Origin of the sequence: Polynucleobacter sinensis (assembly GCF_001595985.1) — a bacterium.
Taxonomy (GTDB): Bacteria; Pseudomonadota; Gammaproteobacteria; order Burkholderiales; family Burkholderiaceae; genus Polynucleobacter; species Polynucleobacter sinensis.
This window is the reverse complement of the sequence record NZ_LOJJ01000001.1, coordinates 344,895-363,237: the sequence shown is the minus strand read 5'-3', so window position 1 is coordinate 363,237 and position 18,343 is coordinate 344,895. Positions and strand designations below refer to the sequence as shown.

At 46.2% G+C, this 18,343-nt stretch carries 16 protein-coding genes; 3 read left to right on the top strand and 13 right to left on the bottom strand.

All coding sequences use genetic code 11. From position 1 onward, the window contains the following. Positions 1–7: 7 nt before the first annotated feature. The 13 genes from murC to bioB form a co-directional block, all read right to left on the bottom strand. Positions 8–1,444 carry a UDP-N-acetylmuramate--L-alanine ligase gene (murC, locus tag AOB49_RS02010; RefSeq protein WP_062307261.1) on the bottom strand — a complete coding sequence of 479 codons (1,437 nt, stop codon included), beginning with the start codon at positions 1,442–1,444 and terminating at the stop codon, positions 8–10. After that, the gene (gene murG / locus AOB49_RS02005) at positions 1,441–2,514 is read right to left on the bottom strand and encodes an undecaprenyldiphospho-muramoylpentapeptide beta-N-acetylglucosaminyltransferase (RefSeq protein ID WP_062307258.1); all 1,074 of its coding nucleotides are present in this window, start codon (positions 2,512–2,514) and stop codon (positions 1,441–1,443) included. The genes murC and murG overlap by 4 nt, the downstream gene beginning before the upstream one ends. Beyond that, a complete protein-coding gene (gene ftsW / locus AOB49_RS02000; protein WP_062307257.1) occupies positions 2,511–3,782 on the bottom strand; it encodes a putative lipid II flippase FtsW in 1,272 nt (423 codons plus the stop codon). Before ftsW ends, murG begins: the two co-directional genes overlap by 4 nt. Continuing rightward, a complete protein-coding gene (gene murD / locus AOB49_RS01995; RefSeq protein WP_062307255.1) occupies positions 3,779–5,398 on the bottom strand; it encodes a UDP-N-acetylmuramoyl-L-alanine--D-glutamate ligase in 1,620 nt (539 codons plus the stop codon). Before murD ends, ftsW begins: the two co-directional genes overlap by 4 nt. Positions 5,399–5,407: 9 nt before the next feature. Continuing rightward, positions 5,408–6,577, bottom strand: a complete 1,170-nt coding sequence (gene mraY, locus AOB49_RS01990) for a phospho-N-acetylmuramoyl-pentapeptide-transferase (RefSeq protein ID WP_062307254.1) — start codon at positions 6,575–6,577, stop codon at positions 5,408–5,410. Continuing rightward, a complete protein-coding gene (locus tag AOB49_RS01985; protein ID WP_082784014.1) occupies positions 6,568–8,013 on the bottom strand; it encodes a UDP-N-acetylmuramoyl-tripeptide--D-alanyl-D-alanine ligase in 1,446 nt (481 codons plus the stop codon). The genes mraY and AOB49_RS01985 overlap by 10 nt, the downstream gene beginning before the upstream one ends. Next, on the bottom strand, positions 8,013–9,554 hold the full coding sequence (locus AOB49_RS01980) for a UDP-N-acetylmuramoyl-L-alanyl-D-glutamate--2,6-diaminopimelate ligase (protein ID WP_245640584.1): 1,542 nt from the start codon (positions 9,552–9,554) through the stop codon (positions 8,013–8,015). The genes AOB49_RS01985 and AOB49_RS01980 overlap by 1 nt, the downstream gene beginning before the upstream one ends. Before the next feature lie 8 nt (positions 9,555–9,562). Further along, positions 9,563–11,335, bottom strand: coding sequence for a peptidoglycan D,D-transpeptidase FtsI family protein (locus AOB49_RS01975; RefSeq protein ID WP_062307250.1), 1,773 nt, complete (start codon positions 11,333–11,335; stop codon positions 9,563–9,565). Next, a complete protein-coding gene (ftsL, locus tag AOB49_RS01970; RefSeq protein WP_062307249.1) occupies positions 11,332–11,598 on the bottom strand; it encodes a cell division protein FtsL in 267 nt (88 codons plus the stop codon). The genes AOB49_RS01975 and ftsL overlap by 4 nt, the downstream gene beginning before the upstream one ends. Beyond that, positions 11,595–12,545, bottom strand: a complete 951-nt coding sequence (gene rsmH, locus AOB49_RS01965; RefSeq protein WP_062307247.1) for a 16S rRNA (cytosine(1402)-N(4))-methyltransferase RsmH — start codon at positions 12,543–12,545, stop codon at positions 11,595–11,597. Before rsmH ends, ftsL begins: the two co-directional genes overlap by 4 nt. Before the next feature lie 12 nt (positions 12,546–12,557). Further along, a complete protein-coding gene (mraZ, locus tag AOB49_RS01960; RefSeq protein WP_062307342.1) occupies positions 12,558–12,986 on the bottom strand; it encodes a division/cell wall cluster transcriptional repressor MraZ in 429 nt (142 codons plus the stop codon). Positions 12,987–13,259: 273 nt separating this feature from the next. Continuing rightward, on the bottom strand, positions 13,260–13,880 hold the full coding sequence (coq7, locus tag AOB49_RS01955; protein WP_407070224.1) for a 2-polyprenyl-3-methyl-6-methoxy-1,4-benzoquinone monooxygenase: 621 nt from the start codon (positions 13,878–13,880) through the stop codon (positions 13,260–13,262). A 22-nt stretch (positions 13,881–13,902) separates the two neighbouring features. After that, positions 13,903–14,952, bottom strand: coding sequence for a biotin synthase BioB (gene bioB, locus AOB49_RS01950; RefSeq protein WP_082784013.1), 1,050 nt, complete (start codon positions 14,950–14,952; stop codon positions 13,903–13,905). 89 nt (positions 14,953–15,041) lie between these two features. On the opposite strand from bioB, the gene bioA reads away from it, so the two are divergent. Genes bioA through bioD form a run of 3 tightly spaced genes read left to right on the top strand, consistent with a single transcriptional unit; the run spans position 15,042 to position 18,333 of the window. Beyond that, complete coding sequence (gene bioA, locus AOB49_RS01945) at positions 15,042–16,388, top strand: adenosylmethionine--8-amino-7-oxononanoate transaminase (protein WP_062307243.1); 1,347 nt, start codon at positions 15,042–15,044, stop codon at positions 16,386–16,388. Next, positions 16,385–17,620 carry an aminotransferase class I/II-fold pyridoxal phosphate-dependent enzyme gene (locus AOB49_RS01940; RefSeq protein ID WP_216634594.1) on the top strand — a complete coding sequence of 412 codons (1,236 nt, stop codon included), beginning with the start codon at positions 16,385–16,387 and terminating at the stop codon, positions 17,618–17,620. Before bioA ends, AOB49_RS01940 begins: the two co-directional genes overlap by 4 nt. After that, positions 17,617–18,333 (top strand): dethiobiotin synthase, encoded by a 717-nt coding sequence (bioD, locus tag AOB49_RS01935; protein WP_062307238.1) that lies wholly within the window; start codon positions 17,617–17,619, stop codon positions 18,331–18,333. Before AOB49_RS01940 ends, bioD begins: the two co-directional genes overlap by 4 nt. The last annotated feature ends 10 nt before the right edge of the window (positions 18,334–18,343 follow it).

Here is an 18,343-nt window from a genome sequence, read left to right as displayed (position 1 = left end):
GTTTTTATTAGGCATGCTTAGCCCCCGCCAATACATGAGGTAGGCCAGAAATTGATCCTGCACCCATAGTGATTAAGACATCCCCATCTCGCAATAAGGCGCTTAATTTCTCGGGCATCTCTGCCACCGTAGATGCAAATGCAACTTCAGCACTATTGAGGCAGGATGACTCATTTTGATTAACGACTACAGCTGCCTTTAGCAGACTCTGTCCATCAGCACCTGGAATCCTGGCCTCGCCAGCTGGATAGACCTCAGTTAACACCAAAGCATCAAAGTTCTTAAGGACTTGGACGAATTCACCAAAGCAATCTCGCGTACGTGTAAAACGGTGAGGCTGGAATGCCAGCACCAATCGACGATCTGGATAAGCACCTCGTGCGGCAGCTAAAGTAGCGGCCATCTCAACAGGGTGATGGCCATAATCATCAATGAGGGTATAGCTACCACCAGATGTCAATGGAATATCACCATACTTTTGGAAACGGCGACCCACGCCACTAAATTCAGACAAAGCCTTAACGATCGCATCATCACTAACGCCAAGTTCAGTTGCGATACCAATTGCAGCTAGAGCATTACGAACGTTATGCAAGCCCGGTAAATTCAGTTCGATCTCTAGTCGACCGGGCTTATTGCCATGTCTTCGAACTGTTCTACGGTCAACTGTAAAGCGCATCCGAGTACCTTCAGCACGAAGATTACTCGCACGAATATCCGCATCTTCTGATAAACCATAGCGCAAGACTGGTTGCGACACAAAAGGGATAATGTCTCTAACGTTAGCATCATCCACACAAAGAACTGCGACACCATAAAACGGCATACGCTGAATAAACTGTACAAATGCTTGCTTTAAGCGCGCCATATCATGCTGGTAAGTGTCCATATGATCAGCATCGATATTGGTTACCACTTCCATCGCTGGAAATAACTGCAAGAAAGATGCATCAGACTCATCAGCCTCAACCACAATGAAATCGCCTTGACCCAGTCGCGCATTCGCGCCAGCGGAATTTAACTTTCCACCAATCACAAATGTAGGATCTAAGCCGCCCTCAGCAAGGACTGAAGCAACCAAACTCGTAGTTGTGGTTTTCCCATGCGTACCTGCAATTGCAATTCCTTGCTTAAGGCGCATCAACTCACCGAGCATGACGGCACGCTGGATGACTGGAACATTCGCTGCGCGAGCAGCCAGTACCTCCGGATTATTTCCGGCTACCGCCGTAGAAATCACTACCGCTTCAGCAGTGCCAATATTTTTAGGATCATGACCAATATGAATCACTGCTCCCAAATCTTTCAGACGTTTGGTTGCGGCACCCTCTGATAAGTCCGAGCCAGATACCTGATAACCCAAATTCAGCAATACTTCAGCAATACCACTCATGCCGGCACCACCAATACCCACAAAATGAATTTGTTGAACGATATGCTTCATATACCTACTCCCGCACAATCTGCACAGACTTCAGCAACACGTTGAGTTGCTCGTGGCTTAGCTAATGCATGCGCACGCTCTGCCATCGCCTGTAGATCTTCTCGACTAAAGTTTTGAATCATAGATGCCAGATCTTGTGGATTAAGGTCAGATTGCGGCAACAGAATAGCCGCATCTTCATCTGACAAAAAGCGTGCATTTGCAGTTTGATGGTCATCAATAGCGTAGGGAAATGGAATCAAGCAAGAAGCGACTCCACAAGCAGCTATTTCTGAAACCGTCATGGCACCTGATCGGCAAATGACTAAATCTGCGTGGGCATATGCACTTGGCATGTCATCTATAAATGGACGAATGTCGGCATCTACACCCAACTCGACATAGCGCTGCTGGAGATCTGCCAAATGCTTATCACCAGCCTGGTGAATCACATGGGGACGAGCCTCTTTATCCATTAATGCCAAGGCTGCTGGCACAGCCTCATTTAAAGCAGCTGCACCTAAGCTACCACCAACCACCAAAATAGCTAAATTTCCACGACGCTTTTCATAGCGTTTAGACGGCGCCTCAATAGCATCAAATTCTTCACGGATTGGGTTGCCAACCCACTCAGCATTCTTCATCGTGTCAGGAAAGCCGGTCAGGGTCCGCATCGCAATCTTAGCTAAGGCCAAATTCGCACTGCCAGCTACGGAATTTGCTTCATGCAAAACCAATGGTTTTTTCAAGAACTTAGTCATCAAGCCGCCAGGAAAAGTAATGTATCCGCCCATACCCAACACCACACTTGGTTTGAGACGACGCATAATCTTCCAGCTCTGAAAACTAGCGCGCGCAAGATTTAATGGCAACATCAACTTCGCCTTCAAGCCCTTGCCACGCAAACCACCAAAATCAACGGCTTCAAATGGAAAATTACAGGCTTTGACTAAGCGATATTCCATGCCACTCTGATTGCCGAGCCAAGAAACTTTCCAGCCACAAATACGCAGATACTCAGCAACAGCCAATCCTGGGAAAATATGTCCTCCAGTACCGCCAGCCATAATCAAGATGGAGGGCTTGGTCATAACTTACCTCCCCGCATCAAGATCCGATTTTCATAATCAATGCGTAAAAGCATTGCTACCGCTACCGCATTCATCAAAATTCCTGAACCACCATAACTCACTAAAGGCAGTGTTAATCCTTTAGTGGGAAGCAGGCCCAAATTCACACCCATATTGATAAAGGCTTGCCAGCCAATCCAAATGGCCACCCCTTTAGCGGCGAGGCCGGCAAAACTACGATCTAGCTGCAATGCAGTCCGCCCAATCAAAAATGCGCGACGTACGATCCAATAAAACAAGAAGATCATCACCACAACACCAACAAATCCCAACTCCTCACCAATTACTGCCATGATGAAGTCGGTATGCGCTTCAGGTAGATAGTGGAGCTTCTCAACGCTACCTCCCAAGCCCACACCAAACCATTCACCTCGACCAAATGCCATCAGAGAGTGAGTTAACTGATAGCCTTTATTAGCTGCGTTATCCACTTGCCATGGATCCATGAATGCCAACATCCTTCCGCGACGGAAAGGAGAGAGCGCAATCATGATTGCACCACTGAGCAAACCAACCAAAATCAAGCCACCAAATAATTTGGCATTAATACCACCTAAAAAGAGGATGCCAAAAGCAATTAAGGCAACTACGACAAATGCACCCATATCTGGTTCTGCCATTAATAGTCCACCAACCAAGGCAACGGCGATACCCATTGGTAGCATGCCCTTAACAAAAGAATGAAGATATTCTTGGCGCTGAACGGTATAACTCGCAGCAAAAATCACTGCAGCAAATTTCATTAACTCGGAAGGCTGGAAGTTCATCAAGCCAAGCGGAATCCAACGCTTAGCACCATTCACACCTTTGCCCACGCCTGGAATCAAAACCGCAATTAGTAGCAGTACAGTAAAACCAAAAATAATAGGGGAATAGCGATCCCATACTTTCGTCGGAATCTTAAATGCCCAAATGGCAACACTAATAGCAATCGCTAAAGAAATGAGGTGGCGAATGAGGAAAAAATTACTACTGTAATTAGCATACTTAGGACCGTCCGCCAAAGTGATTGAAGCGGAATACACCATCACCAAACCAATGAGCGCCAAAGAAAGAACTGCCCACACTAGGAGCTGGTCATAATCCATCATGCGTGAGCGAGTCTGCTCAACACCAGACACTGCATCGCGCAAACCACTACGGAAATTATCAATACCGCCTCTTGAAAAATTCCAAAAGCGGCCGAGACCCAAACGATTTTCAGGAAAGAATTTTTCCCTCAAACTCATGTATGCGCCCCCTCGAATTGCATTCCCAACTCTTGGACCTCAGAAACAAAAGCTTCGGCACGCGCCACATAGTCTTTGAATTGATCAAAGCTAGCACACGCTGGGGACAACAAAACGATATCGCCAGATTGAGCCTTCTGAGAAGCTTGTTGGACTGCGTTTTGCAAAGTCTCACTCAAAACGCATGGCACTGAATCACCTAAGGCTTGCTCAATCATTGGCGCATCCTTGCCAATTAAAAAGACGCCTTTTACAAACCGAAGCGCTGGTTCACGTAAAGGGCTGAAATCTTGCCCCTTACCCTCTCCGCCTGCAATTAACCAAATCCGTTTGCCAGATTCATTTGCACTCAATCCATTCAGGGCTGCAACTGTCGCACCCACATTCGTACCTTTACTGTCATCGACATACTCGACATCAGCCACGATAGAAACACTTTGAACCCGATGGGGCTCACCGTGGTAATCACGCAAACCATGCAAAAGAACATTCATTGGTAAACCTGCGGCCCTTGCTAAGGCCAGAGCTGCTAGCGCATTTAAAGCATTGTGACGTCCACGAATACGTAATGCATCTGCCGGGATCAAACGCTTCAACCTCAATGGCTCATCTTCTACGACAGCTGATTTACGACGACGTTTAGGTTGAGGCTCTTGCTCTTCATCCACCTCAGCCCATACCAGCCAATCAATTCCGCCAGCACGTAAATCATGCTCAATACCAAATGCACCTTGCTCATCTGGGCGGTTAGCGCCAAAAGTGACAATTGATCTACTGGCTTTTTGCTCTTCTGAAAGCAAACCCATCACCAATAGGTCGTCACGATTCAAAACACAAATAGTGTCTGAGCCAAAAATATTCGCCTTAGCATCAATATAGGCTTGCATATCTCCATGCCAATCAAGATGATCTTGTGAGATATTCAATACCGTTGCAGCTGTTGCATTAAAGGTGCTGGTGTAAATCAACTGAAAGCTAGATAGCTCTAATACCCAAACCTCTGGCATATCCACTACCTGATCAGCTTGATCTAAACAGGACATCAACTTATCTAAAGCAGCGGGACTAATATTTCCCGCAACAGCAACACGCTTACCAGCCCGCTCACATAGCTGACCGGTCAAAGCGGTAGTGGTAGTTTTGCCATTGGTTCCTGTAATGGCCAATAGCTTCGGCTTGTATTGTGAGTGATCCGCTTGTGCCATACGATCTAAGGCTGCTATGGCTCTGGCGAAAAATTCCATCTCCCCCCAAACATCAATCTTCAGATTCTGCGCCTTAGCTAAGAACGACAAAATGGGCTCCTGAATTGGTGATAAGCCAGGACTAATACCAATGACCTCGATATCTTTAAGGGACACTTCATCAAGCGGTCCAAAACAGACCTCTTTGAGTCCAGAAAACTCAAGGTCTGCCAACCAAGCTTGTTGACGTTCGTTAAGCTTCTCGCGATCACGCGTATCAATCAAGCTTACCTGTGCGCCATTACGTAAGCACCACTTCGCCATAGCAAAGCCAGATTCACCCAAGCCCAAAATCAATATCTTTTGAGGTTGCACATAACCATCCTCTACGATGAGGGCTGGATTGGCAAAAGCTTGATCTAAATTATGCATATTCTTGGCTTACCGTAATTTGAGGCTGGAGAGGCCAATGAGAACCAAAAGGATGGTGATGATCCAGAAACGAACCACTACCTGAGTTTCACGCCAACCACCTAATTCAAAATGGTGATGAAGCGGAGCCATTCTAAAAATGCGACGACCCTCGCCAAAACGCTTCCTAGTAAATTTGAACCAGAAGACTTGCAGCATTACGGAAAAGGTCTCGGCAACAAAAATACCGCCCATCACAAACAGGACAATTTCTTGACGAACAATGACTGCGATAGTGCCAAGCGCACCACCTAATGCGAGCGCGCCCACATCGCCCATAAATACTTGGGCAGGATGAGTGTTGTACCAAAGAAATGCCAGCCCAGCACCACCCATCGCCCCACAGAAAATCATGAGCTCTCCGGCCCCAGGAATATAAGGAAACAAGAGATATTTTGCGTAAATAGCATTACCCATGACATAAGCAAATGCGCCTAATGCGGCACCCACCAAAATCACCGGCATGATCACCAAGCCATCGAGTCCATCTGTCAAATTAACCGCATTACTACTGCCCACTATGACTAGGTAGCTCAAAATAATGAAGCCCATGACACCTAATGGATAGCTAATTTCTTTCATGAATGGAATGAGTAGATTCGACTTGGCAGGTAAATCCAAAGCAAAGCCACTCTTTAGCCAATCAAAAAAGAGTTGCAATACTTTGAGGTTATTCACCTCTGAAACAGAAAATGCTAAATAGATGGCGGCAAATAAACCAATCAATGTTTGCCAAAAGAATTTTTCTCTCGAGGCCATTCCTTTTGGATCTTTACGAGCGACCTTGCGATAGTCATCAACCCAACCAATTAAACCAAAGCCAAAGGTCACAATCATCACAATCCAAATAAATCGATTGCTAAGATCAGCCCAAAGCATGCACGAAATAAAGATACCTAAGAGAATCAATACTCCACCCATGGTTGGAGTGCCTGATTTGACTAAATGCGTTTGCGGCCCATCAGTACGAACCGCTTGCCCCATCTTCAAAGCAGTCAACTTGCGAATAACCCATGGGCCAGCGGCCAAGCCAATTAAAAGCGCAGTAACGGTAGCCATCACCGCTCTAAACGTAATGTAATTAAAGACACGGAAAAATCCGAAATCATCCTGCAGCCATTGAGCCAATATCAAGAGCATGTTTTAGCCTCCTCTAACAAGGCCTGAACCACACGCTCCATGCGCATAAAACGGGAACCTTTAACCAAAATATCTAAATGTGTTGTATTTGATGATTGAGCCTCGAGAGCGCCACCGAGCTCTACCAGCAAAGGATCTAGCTCTAAGAAATGTAGCGCATCCATAGATTGATCTTTTTGCTTCTTCACTGCATTAAATCCACGTACAGCAAACTCACACTGCGCACCTAATGCAAATAGCTTAGCAATCCCTCGTTCAGCAGCGTACGCGCCAACCTCTTGATGAAATGCAGGGCCTTGATCACCCACTTCGCCCATATCCCCAAGAACTAGCCAAGATAAGTTACCCGACTGATAAAGCGCATCAATCGCAGCCCTAACTGAATCTGGATTAGCGTTATAGCTATCGTCAATTAGAGTAATGCGCGCATTTACTTGTTTGGCCTGCATTCGACCATTTACTGGCGCGAAAGACTGCAATCCATCTTGAATATTTTGCAAACTGAGCCCCGCCCCCAATGCAATAGCAGAAGCAGCAAGCGCATTTCGAAGATTATGAGCACCCAGCGTATTTAATTGAACATCTATTTGATCTTGTTCAGCCTGAATTTGTAGTTTTCCATCTGCCAATAAATGCCCAATTACAGCAGCATTGCTGGACTCGCCCTTAGAAGCTAAATCGAAATCAATCACTTTTCGACCTGCGGCCGCTTGGCGCCAGAGTTCGGAAAATTTCGTGCCTGCTGGAAATACTGCAACACCATTTAATGGGAGAGCGCTAAGAACAGCTGCATGCTCTTCTGCGACCGCCTCAACAGTTGCCATAAATTCTTGATGTTCGCGCTGAGCATTATTAATGAGGGCAATCGTAGGCTGAGCAATTACCGCTAATTCAGCAGTTTCTCCAGGATGATTCATACCGAGCTCAATCACTGCCAAACGATCATTGGGGCGCATGCGCAACAAAGTCAGTGGCAAGCCAATATCGTTATTGAAATTACCCTGAGTTACCAAAGTATTTGATTCTCCTACGGCTGCCTTAAAGATTGAGGCAATCATTTCTTTAACGGTAGTCTTGCCATTAGATCCAGTAACTACCGCAACAGGTATAGCAAATTCAGAACGCCACGCTTTTGCCAAGCAACCCAATGCCGCCTTGGTGTCAGGTACACAAAGAGCAGGAAAATTAGGGGGGCATGCATCTGACCTACTGATTAATACGGCTGCCGCCCCAGATTGAGCAACATCAAGCAAGAAATTATGGGCATCAAAACGCTCGCCAATTAAAGCAACAAATAATTCACCTTGTTCAATCTGTCTGCTATCAGTACCGACTTTAGAAAGCACCAATGCTTGCGCATCTTCAATAGAAATATTGAGCAGATTACTTCCCGGCAACATTGCATGCACTTTAGCCAGTGTTGTCATCCTTGACATCAGATGCCACCCCCTGCAGCTAAACGAATATGCTCTTGATCGGAGAAATCAAACTTCTTACCTTTAATCTCTTGAGTGGCCTCATGCCCTTTGCCAGCAACCAAGATGACGTCTGCGATGTCAGCATGACGCACTGCTGCCATGATTGCCGCTGCACGGTCAGAGACTACCTGGATTTGTTTTTCATCTGTAGTCATTCCAGCCTGAATCATTTTGATGATTGCTGTAGGCTCTTCAGACCTGGGGTTATCGCTTGTGATCACTATTTGATCAGCAAACTCTTGCGCCACTCGCCCCATTTGGGGACGCTTACCAGCGTCACGGTCTCCGCCACAACCAAACACACACCATACTTTTCCCCCTCTTTGCTCTGCGACTGGGCGCAAAGCAAGTAGTGCCTTAGTAAGCGCATCAGGAGTATGTGCGTAATCAACCACAACCAATGGGCCCTCGGCTCTCTGGGTCTTGCTAAGACGAATAATTTCCATGCGTCCTGAAACTGGATTGAGCTTTTTCATACGCCGAGCAGCTTCATCAGGGCTTAAGCCCTGGGTCAACAGCACCGTCCAAACCGCTAAGCAGTTACTCAAATTAAATTGGCCCAGCACTGGAAGATGCATCACTCCCGAATCTGATCCATCATCGCCAAATACTGCGTCATACCCAGTTGAAGTAATCACACTACTTTTAACGTAACAACGTTTTAAGCGATCTCTAAACTTGTCAAATCCAAAAAAAGCATCTTTATTTAACGCGTAAGCCCATACTTGCAATTGATTGGCGGCAAGCAACTGCATTGCAAGCTCTCGTCCAAATGCATCGTCAAAATTAATGACAGCGTGCTTAAGACCAGGTCGCGAAAAAAGCTTTGCTTTTGCTTGAGCGTACTCAGCCATCGTACCGTGATAGTCCAAATGATCTTGGGTCAAGTTCGTTAATACGGCACAATGGACATCTAAACCTGCGATACGCTCTTGATCAAGAGCATGCGATGAAATTTCGATCGCAATTTGATGTGTACCTACATCCAATAACTCCTTGAGCTGAGTCTGTAAGCGAGAAGCATCAGGCGTTGTGTAGCCAGTTTGAATGAGCGCGCCAGGGAACCCGGTGCCCAAAGTACCAAGTACCGCAGTCCGACTATCCGGTTGATCTAATGCTTGTGCCAACCATTGAGTCACACTAGTCTTGCCATTTGTACCCGTAACCCCGATGACATTTAACTGCTTACTTGGATAGTCATACCATTGAGCAGCAAGCTTACCCGCTAAAACTGCCAATCCTTCAATCGCAATGCATTGTGGATGATCTAAATACTCGTGAGCAATTCCATTTGCAGGATCAAATACAACTGCTGCTGCACCTTTCTCTAAGGCCGCGGCAATGTAATCACGCCCATCACGAAAAGCAGTGCCATGACCAACAGGGTAAGCAAGGAATATATCCCCGGCAACAACTTGGCGGCTATCTGCACACATTTTTGCAGTAGGTAAAGTGACGCCACGTAAATGGGGGATTAATAGATGGGGTTCTAAATTCATGATCACCATCATCTTTTCAAAACCGCTGGCTGGACTTTAGCTGAAGCACTTTGAATATCAGCCGTCTCTTTGTCCTGTAATGCCATTTGCTTTTTATTGCTATCAGGCAGCACATTTAAGGTGCGCAATGTTTCACTCACGATAGTAGAAAACACTGGCGCAGCTACATCCCCACCATAATGACTGCCACCCGTTGGCTCATCAATCATCACAGCAACAACAATACGTGGGGCACTAATTGGTGCGAGTCCCGCGAAGTAGGCTCGATACTTATTTCCATAGCCCTTACCTACCAATTTGTGAGCGGTTCCAGTTTTACCGCCAACACGGTAACCCTCTGCTTGCGCCTTGATCGCTGTTCCTCCAGGCTCGGTGACCGACTCCATCATGCTGCGCATTTCAAGCGCAGTCTTTGGCGAGATCACATGAGTTCCAGGCTTAAAGCTTGGGCTACGCTCAATTGTCAACGGTACTAATTCGCCATCGCGCGCAAAGATGGTGTATGCGCGAGCCACCTGAAAAAGTGATGCTGAAATACCATATCCAAATGCAATGCGCGCTTGATCAGTAGGCATCCATTTTTTGTATGGGTGAACAGTACCCGCTACCGCGCCTGGGAAACCAATCTTCGGCGACTGGCCCAAGCCAACGGAGGTATAAAAATTCCACATCTCTTCGGCCGAAAGATTATTCATCGCAATCTTAGCGGTACCGATGTTGCTCGACTTTTGAATAATTTGAGCAACCGTTAAATTGCCATAAGGATGGGTGTCAGTAATAGGTTTAGGGCCCACTAAATATTTAGCGCCAATCGCCATATTGGTATTGGGATTGACAACCCCTTTTTCTAATGCGATCGCCACAGTTAAAGGCTTCATTGTTGAACCGGGCTCAAAAGTGTCCGTCAAGACGCGATTGCGCAATTGCTCACCGGTTAACTTCTTGCGATCATTTGGGTTGTAACTTGGATAGTTAGCTAAAGCCAAAATCTCTCCAGTTTGCGTATCCAACACTACGGCCCCACCAGCACTTGCATGGTGTTGCTCCACCGCATTTTTAACCGCGTTATACGCAAGAAACTGAATTTTGCTATCGATTGAAAGTTGTAGATCTTTACCGTTTTGCGGCAACTGCAAGATAGCGACATCCTCTACAACTCGACCTAAACGATCAACCACAACTCGACGTGCACCTGGGTGGCCAGCCAACTCTTTTTCTCTCGAGAGCTCCATACCCTCCTGACCACGATCTTCAACGTTTGTAAAACCAACTACGTGAGCCATCGCCTCTCCCTCAGGATAGAAGCGACGGTACTCATTATTCAAACCAATGCCAGGAATTTCTAACTGCTTAATTTGCTGTGCAACCTCTGGATCAACCTGGCGTTTTAAGAAAATCTGCTTTCTTTCTTCCTTCAGTTTTTTCCGTAATTCAGCCTCGCTAATTTGCAACAAAGAAGCTAACTTATGAATTTTTTCAGCCGATAAATCATCGGGCACTGTGTCGTTATAGGCAATAACAGACTTCGCCTCCAGACTAGTAGCGATAACCTGACCATTGCGATCTAAGATTTTTCCGCGGGAAGCAGGCAGCTCTAATTCACGTTGCGTGCCACGAACACCTTTAGCTTCATAAAATGCATTTCCTGGGCCTTGAATCCAAAATGCACGGATTAGAAGCAACATGAATACAAAGAACAGCATGAACAGCATCAGGCGTGACCGCCACATTGGCAGACGCAATACTAAATTCGGCGTAGTTGAAAAACCTACCGGCCTCATCTAGCCTCCTTTAAATACAAAGTACGCTCAGGAGAAATTGGAACCATGCGCAGCTGATTGCGAGCAACATCTCGAATACGGGCTGACTTTGATAAATTGCGTTGCTCATATTCAAGACGCAACCAATCTTGATTAAGTTTTCGCTCTTGTATCTGTGCGCGCTCAAGGGCTATAAATAATTTACGCGCGCGCTGTTGTGCGGCCACCAAAGATAATGCGCATACTAATAGCAATAGGAGCAATGTTAGCGTCGCGCGATTCAAGCCATTACTCCTAAACGCTTTTGAGCCACTCGCATAATTGCAGAACGTGCACGTGGATTCTCGCGCACCTCTTCATCGCTCGGCTTTATACGAGCAATAATTTCTAAAGCGCTTTGCGGCAAATCCCTATCGCGCACTGGCAATCCACGCGGCACCTCCACTTTTGCATTCGCCTGAAGAAACTGCTTCACAATGCGATCTTCTAATGAATGGAAGCTGATTACCGCTAACCGAGCCCCTGGCTTTAACAATCTCAAAGCAGCCTTTAAGCCAAGCTCTAAATCTTCTAGCTCACGATTAATAAATATCCGTAATGCTTGAAAGGTTCTTGTTGCTGGATCTTGACCCACTTCTCTAGTACGCACAACACTCGCAACCAAAGTAGCTAATTGCGTAGTAGTTTTTGGGGGTAAGCCTGCCTCTCGTTTAGCCACGATAGCCTTAGCGATTTGAGATGCAAAACGTTCTTCGCCGTAAACCTTAATCACGCGTGCGATTTCCTCTTGTGGTGCCTGCTCTAACCATTCAGCCACAGTTAATCCATGATCTGTATTCATACGCATGTCGAGCGGCCCATCTTTGCGAAAGGAAAAACCGCGGTGCGCTTCGTCGACTTGCGGGGAACTGATTCCCAGATCCAACAAAATTCCATCGACTGATTCTGGCTCCGCATATTGATCCATTTGCGCAAAACTGTCGTGCACGATATGCAATCTCTGATCGTTGATCTTTTGAGCGACTGCTATGGCATCCAAATCCTTGTCGAAAGAAATCATGTGTGCGCTCTGAGGGAGTTGCGCCAGCAAAGCTTGAGTGTGTCCGCCACGCCCAAACGTTCCATCGATCAAGAGTGGATTTTTTGATGCTTTTGGAGAGGTGATGAGTGGGCCACTGATCAGCGCCGTCACCGCCTCGGCCAGTAACACTGGGCGATGAGTTATGTTCATGGCACCCTGTCATCAAAAATTAAATTGTTTCAATGCTTCAGGCATGCCTTGCGCAATAGCGGCCTGTTCTTTTGCAGCATAAGTAGCCGCATCCCACAACTCCAAATGACTACCCATTCCCAGCAACATCACTTCTTTTTCAATGCCTGCAGCTGCACGTAGCTCTGGGCTCACTAAAATTCTTCCTGCGCTATCTAGATCGACTTCCGCAGCATTTCCCAAGAAAATTCGACGCCACCAATGAGCATCCATCGGCAATTGAGCCACGCGCGTACGAAAGGCCTCCCACTCAGGGCGAGGAAATAAAAGGAGGCATCCATCAGGGTGCTTGGTGAGCGTAATTCGACCCTCACCTTGAACCAACAAGGCGTCACGATGCTTTGCCGGCACAGACATGCGGCCTTTTGCATCCAAATTGAGAGCTGACGCACCTTGAAACACCATTTACCCCACTTTTTCACACTTCCTCCCACTTTAGAGGATCGCAATAAGAGGGTCAAGTGTTTTTGGGTAATTTTTTAGGAAATTCCCTAGTGATTACAAACACTTAGCGAGATGTGTTCACAAAATGGTGATCATAAAAATGCTACTTGAAACAACGGCTTGGAAAATATACTTAAGAATAGGTCTTAGCTATTTAGCTAATTAATGGATAAATATACTGTATCGATAAACAGTATATTAAATAAAAACGCATTAAAAAATAATTTAAATCTAAATTTTGTAAGCAGTGCTTGTCATTATTTTTGAGACCGCTTGCATTGCCTTCTTAATCGATTCCGGCAATACTGCCCCGCCCGCCAAAATAGCGGCCTCTCCATGCTCAATTTCGTCGATCCGCATTTGATCAACAATGGCACGAGAACGCTGATCCTGTTGTGGGAGTTGTGCAAGATGATTTTCCAGGTGATTTTCAACCTGCTTTTCAGTTTCAGCGACAAATCCCAAACTCCAGCGATCGCCCGCCAAGCCAGCAGCTAAGCCAATTGCAAAGGATCCTGCATACCAAATTGGATTAAGGTAACTGGTATGAGAGCCCAGCTCTTGAAGCCGCGCTTCACACCAAGCCAAATGATCCATTTCCTCTTGTCCAGAGTGATCGAGCATCTGACGAATTTCAGGGTTACGAGCGACTAATTTTTGAGATTGGTAGAGCGCTTGAGCACACACTTCGCCCACGTGATTAACCCGCATCAATCCCGCAGCATGTGCGCGCTCTTTTGCATCCATTGAAACCCCAGACTCAACCTCTGATCCCGGAGTTGGGCGATGCGCATTTGCCCCCCCAACCACTGAGCGAAGAGCCGTATCAAACTCAATAATGAGGCGATCAATCAGCGCCATAAGGCCAAATCCCTTAGACCAAAACCTCTGCCTTACAGCTTTGTTTAGTCTTTAATCCAAGCTCAGCTAAAAGCTCAAGGTCTTGCTCCGCCTCGGGATTACCGGTAGTGAGTAGTTGCTCACCATAGAAAATCGAATTGGCGCCAGCTTGAAAACACATTGCTTGAACTGCTCTGCCTAACTCTTGGCGACCAGCGGATAAACGCACCCGAGCCCGCGGCATCGTAATGCGAGCAACAGCGATGGTTCTGACAAACTCCAAGGGATCAAGTGGCTTCTGATCCTCCAAAGGAGTGCCTGCAACAGGCACTAAATGATTAATAGGAACAGACTCAGGATAAGGACTTAAATTAGCCAAACGCGCTAAAAATGCTGCACGCTGCTCGCGTGATTCACCCATACCCACAATGCCACCGCAACATACTGACATTCCTGCAGCGCGCACATTCGAAATCGTATCCAAACGATCTTGATAGCCTCGAGTAGAAATCACTGAGCGATAGAAATCTTCGCTGGTATCTAGGTTATGGTTATAGAAATCCAAACCAGCTTCCTGTAAGGCCTGAGCCTGATCAGCCTCGAGCATCCCTAGAGTGGCGCAAGTTTCAAGACCTAAAGCCTTTACACCCTTGATCATGGCCGCAACCTTCTCAATGTCACGATCTTTGGGCTCTCGCCAAGCTGCACCCATGCAAAAACGATTCGATCCAGCAGCCTTAGCGGCCTTAGCCGCCTCTAGCACTTCATCCAAATCCATCAATTTATTAGCTTTGACATCGGTGTCATAACGCGCAGCTTGCGGACAATAGCCACAATCCTCAGGGCAGCCGCCCGTCTTAATTGAGAGCAAGGTTGCTAATTCCACATCGCCATCAGGGAAATTTGCCTTATGGACCTCTTGAGCCTTAAACATTAACTCATTGAAAGGTAGGGCAAAAAGCGCTTCAATCTGAGCCACCGTCCAGGTGCTAGGAGCATGTAGCCCTGCGTTTAAACCACTAGGCAAATCCGCTTTGGATTTAAATTGGGTAAGGGGTTTTTCAGTGGTTTGGGCTGCCTGCATGGTCGAATTCCGAAAAATAAGTCAAATCAAGACATAAACATAACAGATACAGGCCTAAATTAGGAAAAACTAGTGGTCAAATACCAAACATGAAGGTTATTTCCGACTCAAATCCATCGCCTCTGGTTAAGCGTAGCCTTGATGCCGTTTGGCACCCCTGTACCCAGATGAAGCATCACGAGACCTTGCCATTAATTGCCATCACCAAAGGCAAGGGAGCCTGGCTCTATGATGAAAATGGAAACATGCTGCTAGATTGCATCAGCTCTTGGTGGACGAACTTGTTTGGTCACTCCAATCCGCAGATCAATCAGGCAATCAGTGATCAGCTTGAAAAAATTGAGCATGTCATGCTCGCTGGATTTACCCACCCCCCAGTTATTGAGCTTTCCGAAAGACTGGCTGCTTTGACAAATGATCATTTAGGTCATGTCTTCTACGCCTCAGACGGCGCTTCTGCAGTAGAAATCGCACTGAAGATGAGTCATCACTTTTGGCGACTGAATCAAAAGCCAGAAAAGAAAAAGTTTGTTTGTTTAGAAAATGGTTATCACGGAGAAACACTAGGCGCACTAGCGGTAACCGATGTCGCCATCTTTCGAGAAGCATACGGCTCACTATTGCAAGATGTATTCACCACACCCTCTCCAGATTTCCGAAAAGCACAAGCAGGAGAATCTGCGGAAGACGTAGCAATCAGAGCGGCCAAGGCACTAGAGCAATTACTAGAAACTGAACATCGCAATATTGCAGCAATCATCATTGAGCCACTTGTGCAATGCGCTGGACAAATGGCGATGCACTCCCCACAATATCTTCGCTCAGTCAGAGCGCTATGTGATCGCTTTGATATTCACCTCATTGCCGATGAAATAGCGGTAGGCTGCGGTCGCTCCGGAAAGTTTTTTGCATGTGAGCACGCAGGCATCTGGCCAGACTTTTTAACTTTGTCTAAAGGCATTAGTGGAGGATACCTACCCCTATCGCTGTGTATGACAACCGATAAAATTTATCGTGCTTTTTATGGGGATCAAACACAACAAGGCTTCTTACATTCACACTCATATACAGGCAACCCATTGGCATGCGCAGCAGCGCTTGCTTGTTTAGATATCTTTGAAAGCGAAGCGGTTCTAGAAAAGAATATTGAACGCAGCCAAGATTTATCAACAGCATTCGCTTGGGCAAAAACAGATCCGCGAATTGAACATTGGCGTCAACAAGGAATGATTCTCGCGTTTGATATCAAACATGAGTCACTTAAGAACCCCAGCACTTTCCCACGTGACATGTTTTCGGCAAGCCTGCGACAGGGAATCCTCATTAGACCAATCGGCAATACGATTTATGTCATGCCGCCCTATATTCTGAGCTCAAATGAAACCATCGAAATGGGGGCATCGTTAAAGCGTGCCTTAGATCAGGTGTTAGCGTGAAAAATAGTTTTAATGCGTTGAGAATGGCTCATGACCAGATCGAAGGTCTAGATGCGCAACTTCTTAAACGGAAGTTACGTATTACAAAATCCCCCTGCGACGTTAAAGCAAATGTGGGCCAGAGAACACTTAAAGCATTTTGTAGCAATGACTACCTAGGCCTTGCTAATCACCCTGATTTAATCAATGCACTTTCTCAGGGTGCCGAACGCTATGGAGTAGGTAGTGGAGCATCCCACCTTATTAGCGGCCATAGCATTGCACATGAGTTGCTAGAAAAAAAATTAGCAGAATGTGAAAGCAAGCACATACCAAATGCCCGCGCCCTTTTCTTTAGTACTGGCTATCTTGCCAATATCAATGCCATTACTGGTTTAGCCAGACTTGCTGCGTCAGGCGATGTCAGCATTTACTCAGCAAGACTCAATCATGCATCAATTATCGATGGAGTTCGACTAGCCAGCGCGCAAACAAAGGCTGTTGTCACCCTCTTTGATCATCAAAACCTAGATTCGCTTCAGGAAGCTCTTCAGAAGGATACGCATTCTCTGAAATTACTTGTCACTGATGGCGTATTTAGTATGGATGGAGATCTTGCTCCAGTAAAACGACTTATTGAAATTGCTCAAGAATATGATGCCCTGCTATTGATAGATGACGCGCATGGCTTTGGTATTTTGGGAAAATATGGGCATGGCATTCTTGAGCAATTTGATGTGTGTTCAGAACGGATTGTCTACATTGGCACTTTGGGAAAAGCAGCAGGTGTGAGTGGCGCATTTATCTGCTCAGGAGCGCAGTTTATAGAGTGGCTTATTCAAAAAGGGCGCCCCTATATTTACAGCACTGCAACACCACCTGCAATTGCCCATACACTTCTAAGCAGTTTGAATTTGATAGAGGGTGATGAAGGCGCTGCTCGTCGCAAACAATTGAATCGACTAATTCAGATTTGGCAAACAGAAATGAATTTTTCTAGCTGGGAAAAATCACAATCCTCAACTCCAATTCAACCAGTGATTTTAGGGAGTAATGCCAATGCATTATTGGCAGCTAAACTACTAGATGAGGCAGGGTATTGGATTCCAGCGATTCGCCCCCCCACAGTTCCCGAAGGAAGTTCTCGCTTGCGGATTACCTTTTCAGCAAATCATAGTGAGAATGACTTGCGCGAACTCATGCAAACTTTAAAGATGATTGAGCAAACGGTAGAAAGAAAACATCAATCTTGACTCTGACAACCAGCTATTTCGTAACAGGAACTGATACCGAAGTTGGAAAGACTTTAGTTAGTGGTGCCCTTATTCTGAAACTGAAAGAGGCTGGACTGAATGCATCAGGCTTTAAGCCAGTTGCCGCAGGAACATATATTGACTCGAGCGGCCAAAAACTCAATGAAGATATTGAAACCTTAAGGCTCGCATCAGGATTCACCCATGATCAAGACAGTCTTTGCCCTTATGTTTTAGATGAGGCGATTGCCCCCCATTTAGCAGCCAACAAGGCGGGAGTACAACTAGATTGCGCCCTCATCCTAAATGCACTTGAAGACGCTGGTGAGCGTTTCGACTCCATCATAGTCGAGGGCGCCGGTGGATTTTTAGTGCCACTCAATCCACAAGAAGATTTGGGTGATTTGGCTCAAGCAATGGATTTGCCAGTGATCTTGGTGGTGGGTATGCGCTTAGGATGCATCAACCATGCCCTTCTCACCTGTGAGGCGATTCAATCTCGCCAACTCCCTATTGCAGGATGGATTGCAAATACCCTTTCTGAAGAAATGCCTTTTCTTGAGGAAAACTTAGAAACTCTCAAAGAAAGAATATTCGCGCCGTTTTTAGGGCTTCTTCCTACATTACCAAAGCAACATCAAAAATCAGAGCATGCGCCCTATTCCATTGACGCACTGCTTTTTGCTGCACAGCACATAAGGCTTCCAGATTAAATTCAGATAA

What these genes read in the sequence shown, in the direction of transcription:
- bioB (WP_082784013.1), bottom strand. Translation starts at nt 14,952, where the DNA reads ATGCAGGCAGCCCAAACCACTGAAAAACCCCTTACCCAATTTAAATCC.
- AOB49_RS01980 (WP_245640584.1), bottom strand. Translation starts at nt 9,554, where the DNA reads ATGAATTTAGAACCCCATCTATTAATCCCCCATTTACGTGGCGTCACT.
- AOB49_RS01975 (WP_062307250.1), bottom strand. Translation starts at nt 11,335, where the DNA reads ATGAGGCCGGTAGGTTTTTCAACTACGCCGAATTTAGTATTGCGTCTG.
- AOB49_RS01985 (WP_082784014.1), bottom strand. Translation starts at nt 8,013, where the DNA reads ATGTCAAGGATGACAACACTGGCTAAAGTGCATGCAATGTTGCCGGGA.
- rsmH (WP_062307247.1), bottom strand. Translation starts at nt 12,545, where the DNA reads ATGAACATAACTCATCGCCCAGTGTTACTGGCCGAGGCGGTGACGGCG.
- murD (WP_062307255.1), bottom strand. Translation starts at nt 5,398, where the DNA reads ATGCATAATTTAGATCAAGCTTTTGCCAATCCAGCCCTCATCGTAGAG.
- murC (WP_062307261.1), bottom strand. Translation starts at nt 1,444, where the DNA reads ATGAAGCATATCGTTCAACAAATTCATTTTGTGGGTATTGGTGGTGCC.
- ftsW (WP_062307257.1), bottom strand. Translation starts at nt 3,782, where the DNA reads ATGAGTTTGAGGGAAAAATTCTTTCCTGAAAATCGTTTGGGTCTCGGC.
- murG (WP_062307258.1), bottom strand. Translation starts at nt 2,514, where the DNA reads ATGACCAAGCCCTCCATCTTGATTATGGCTGGCGGTACTGGAGGACAT.
- bioA (WP_062307243.1), top strand. Translation starts at nt 15,042, where the DNA reads ATGAAGGTTATTTCCGACTCAAATCCATCGCCTCTGGTTAAGCGTAGC.
- mraY (WP_062307254.1), bottom strand. Translation starts at nt 6,577, where the DNA reads ATGCTCTTGATATTGGCTCAATGGCTGCAGGATGATTTCGGATTTTTC.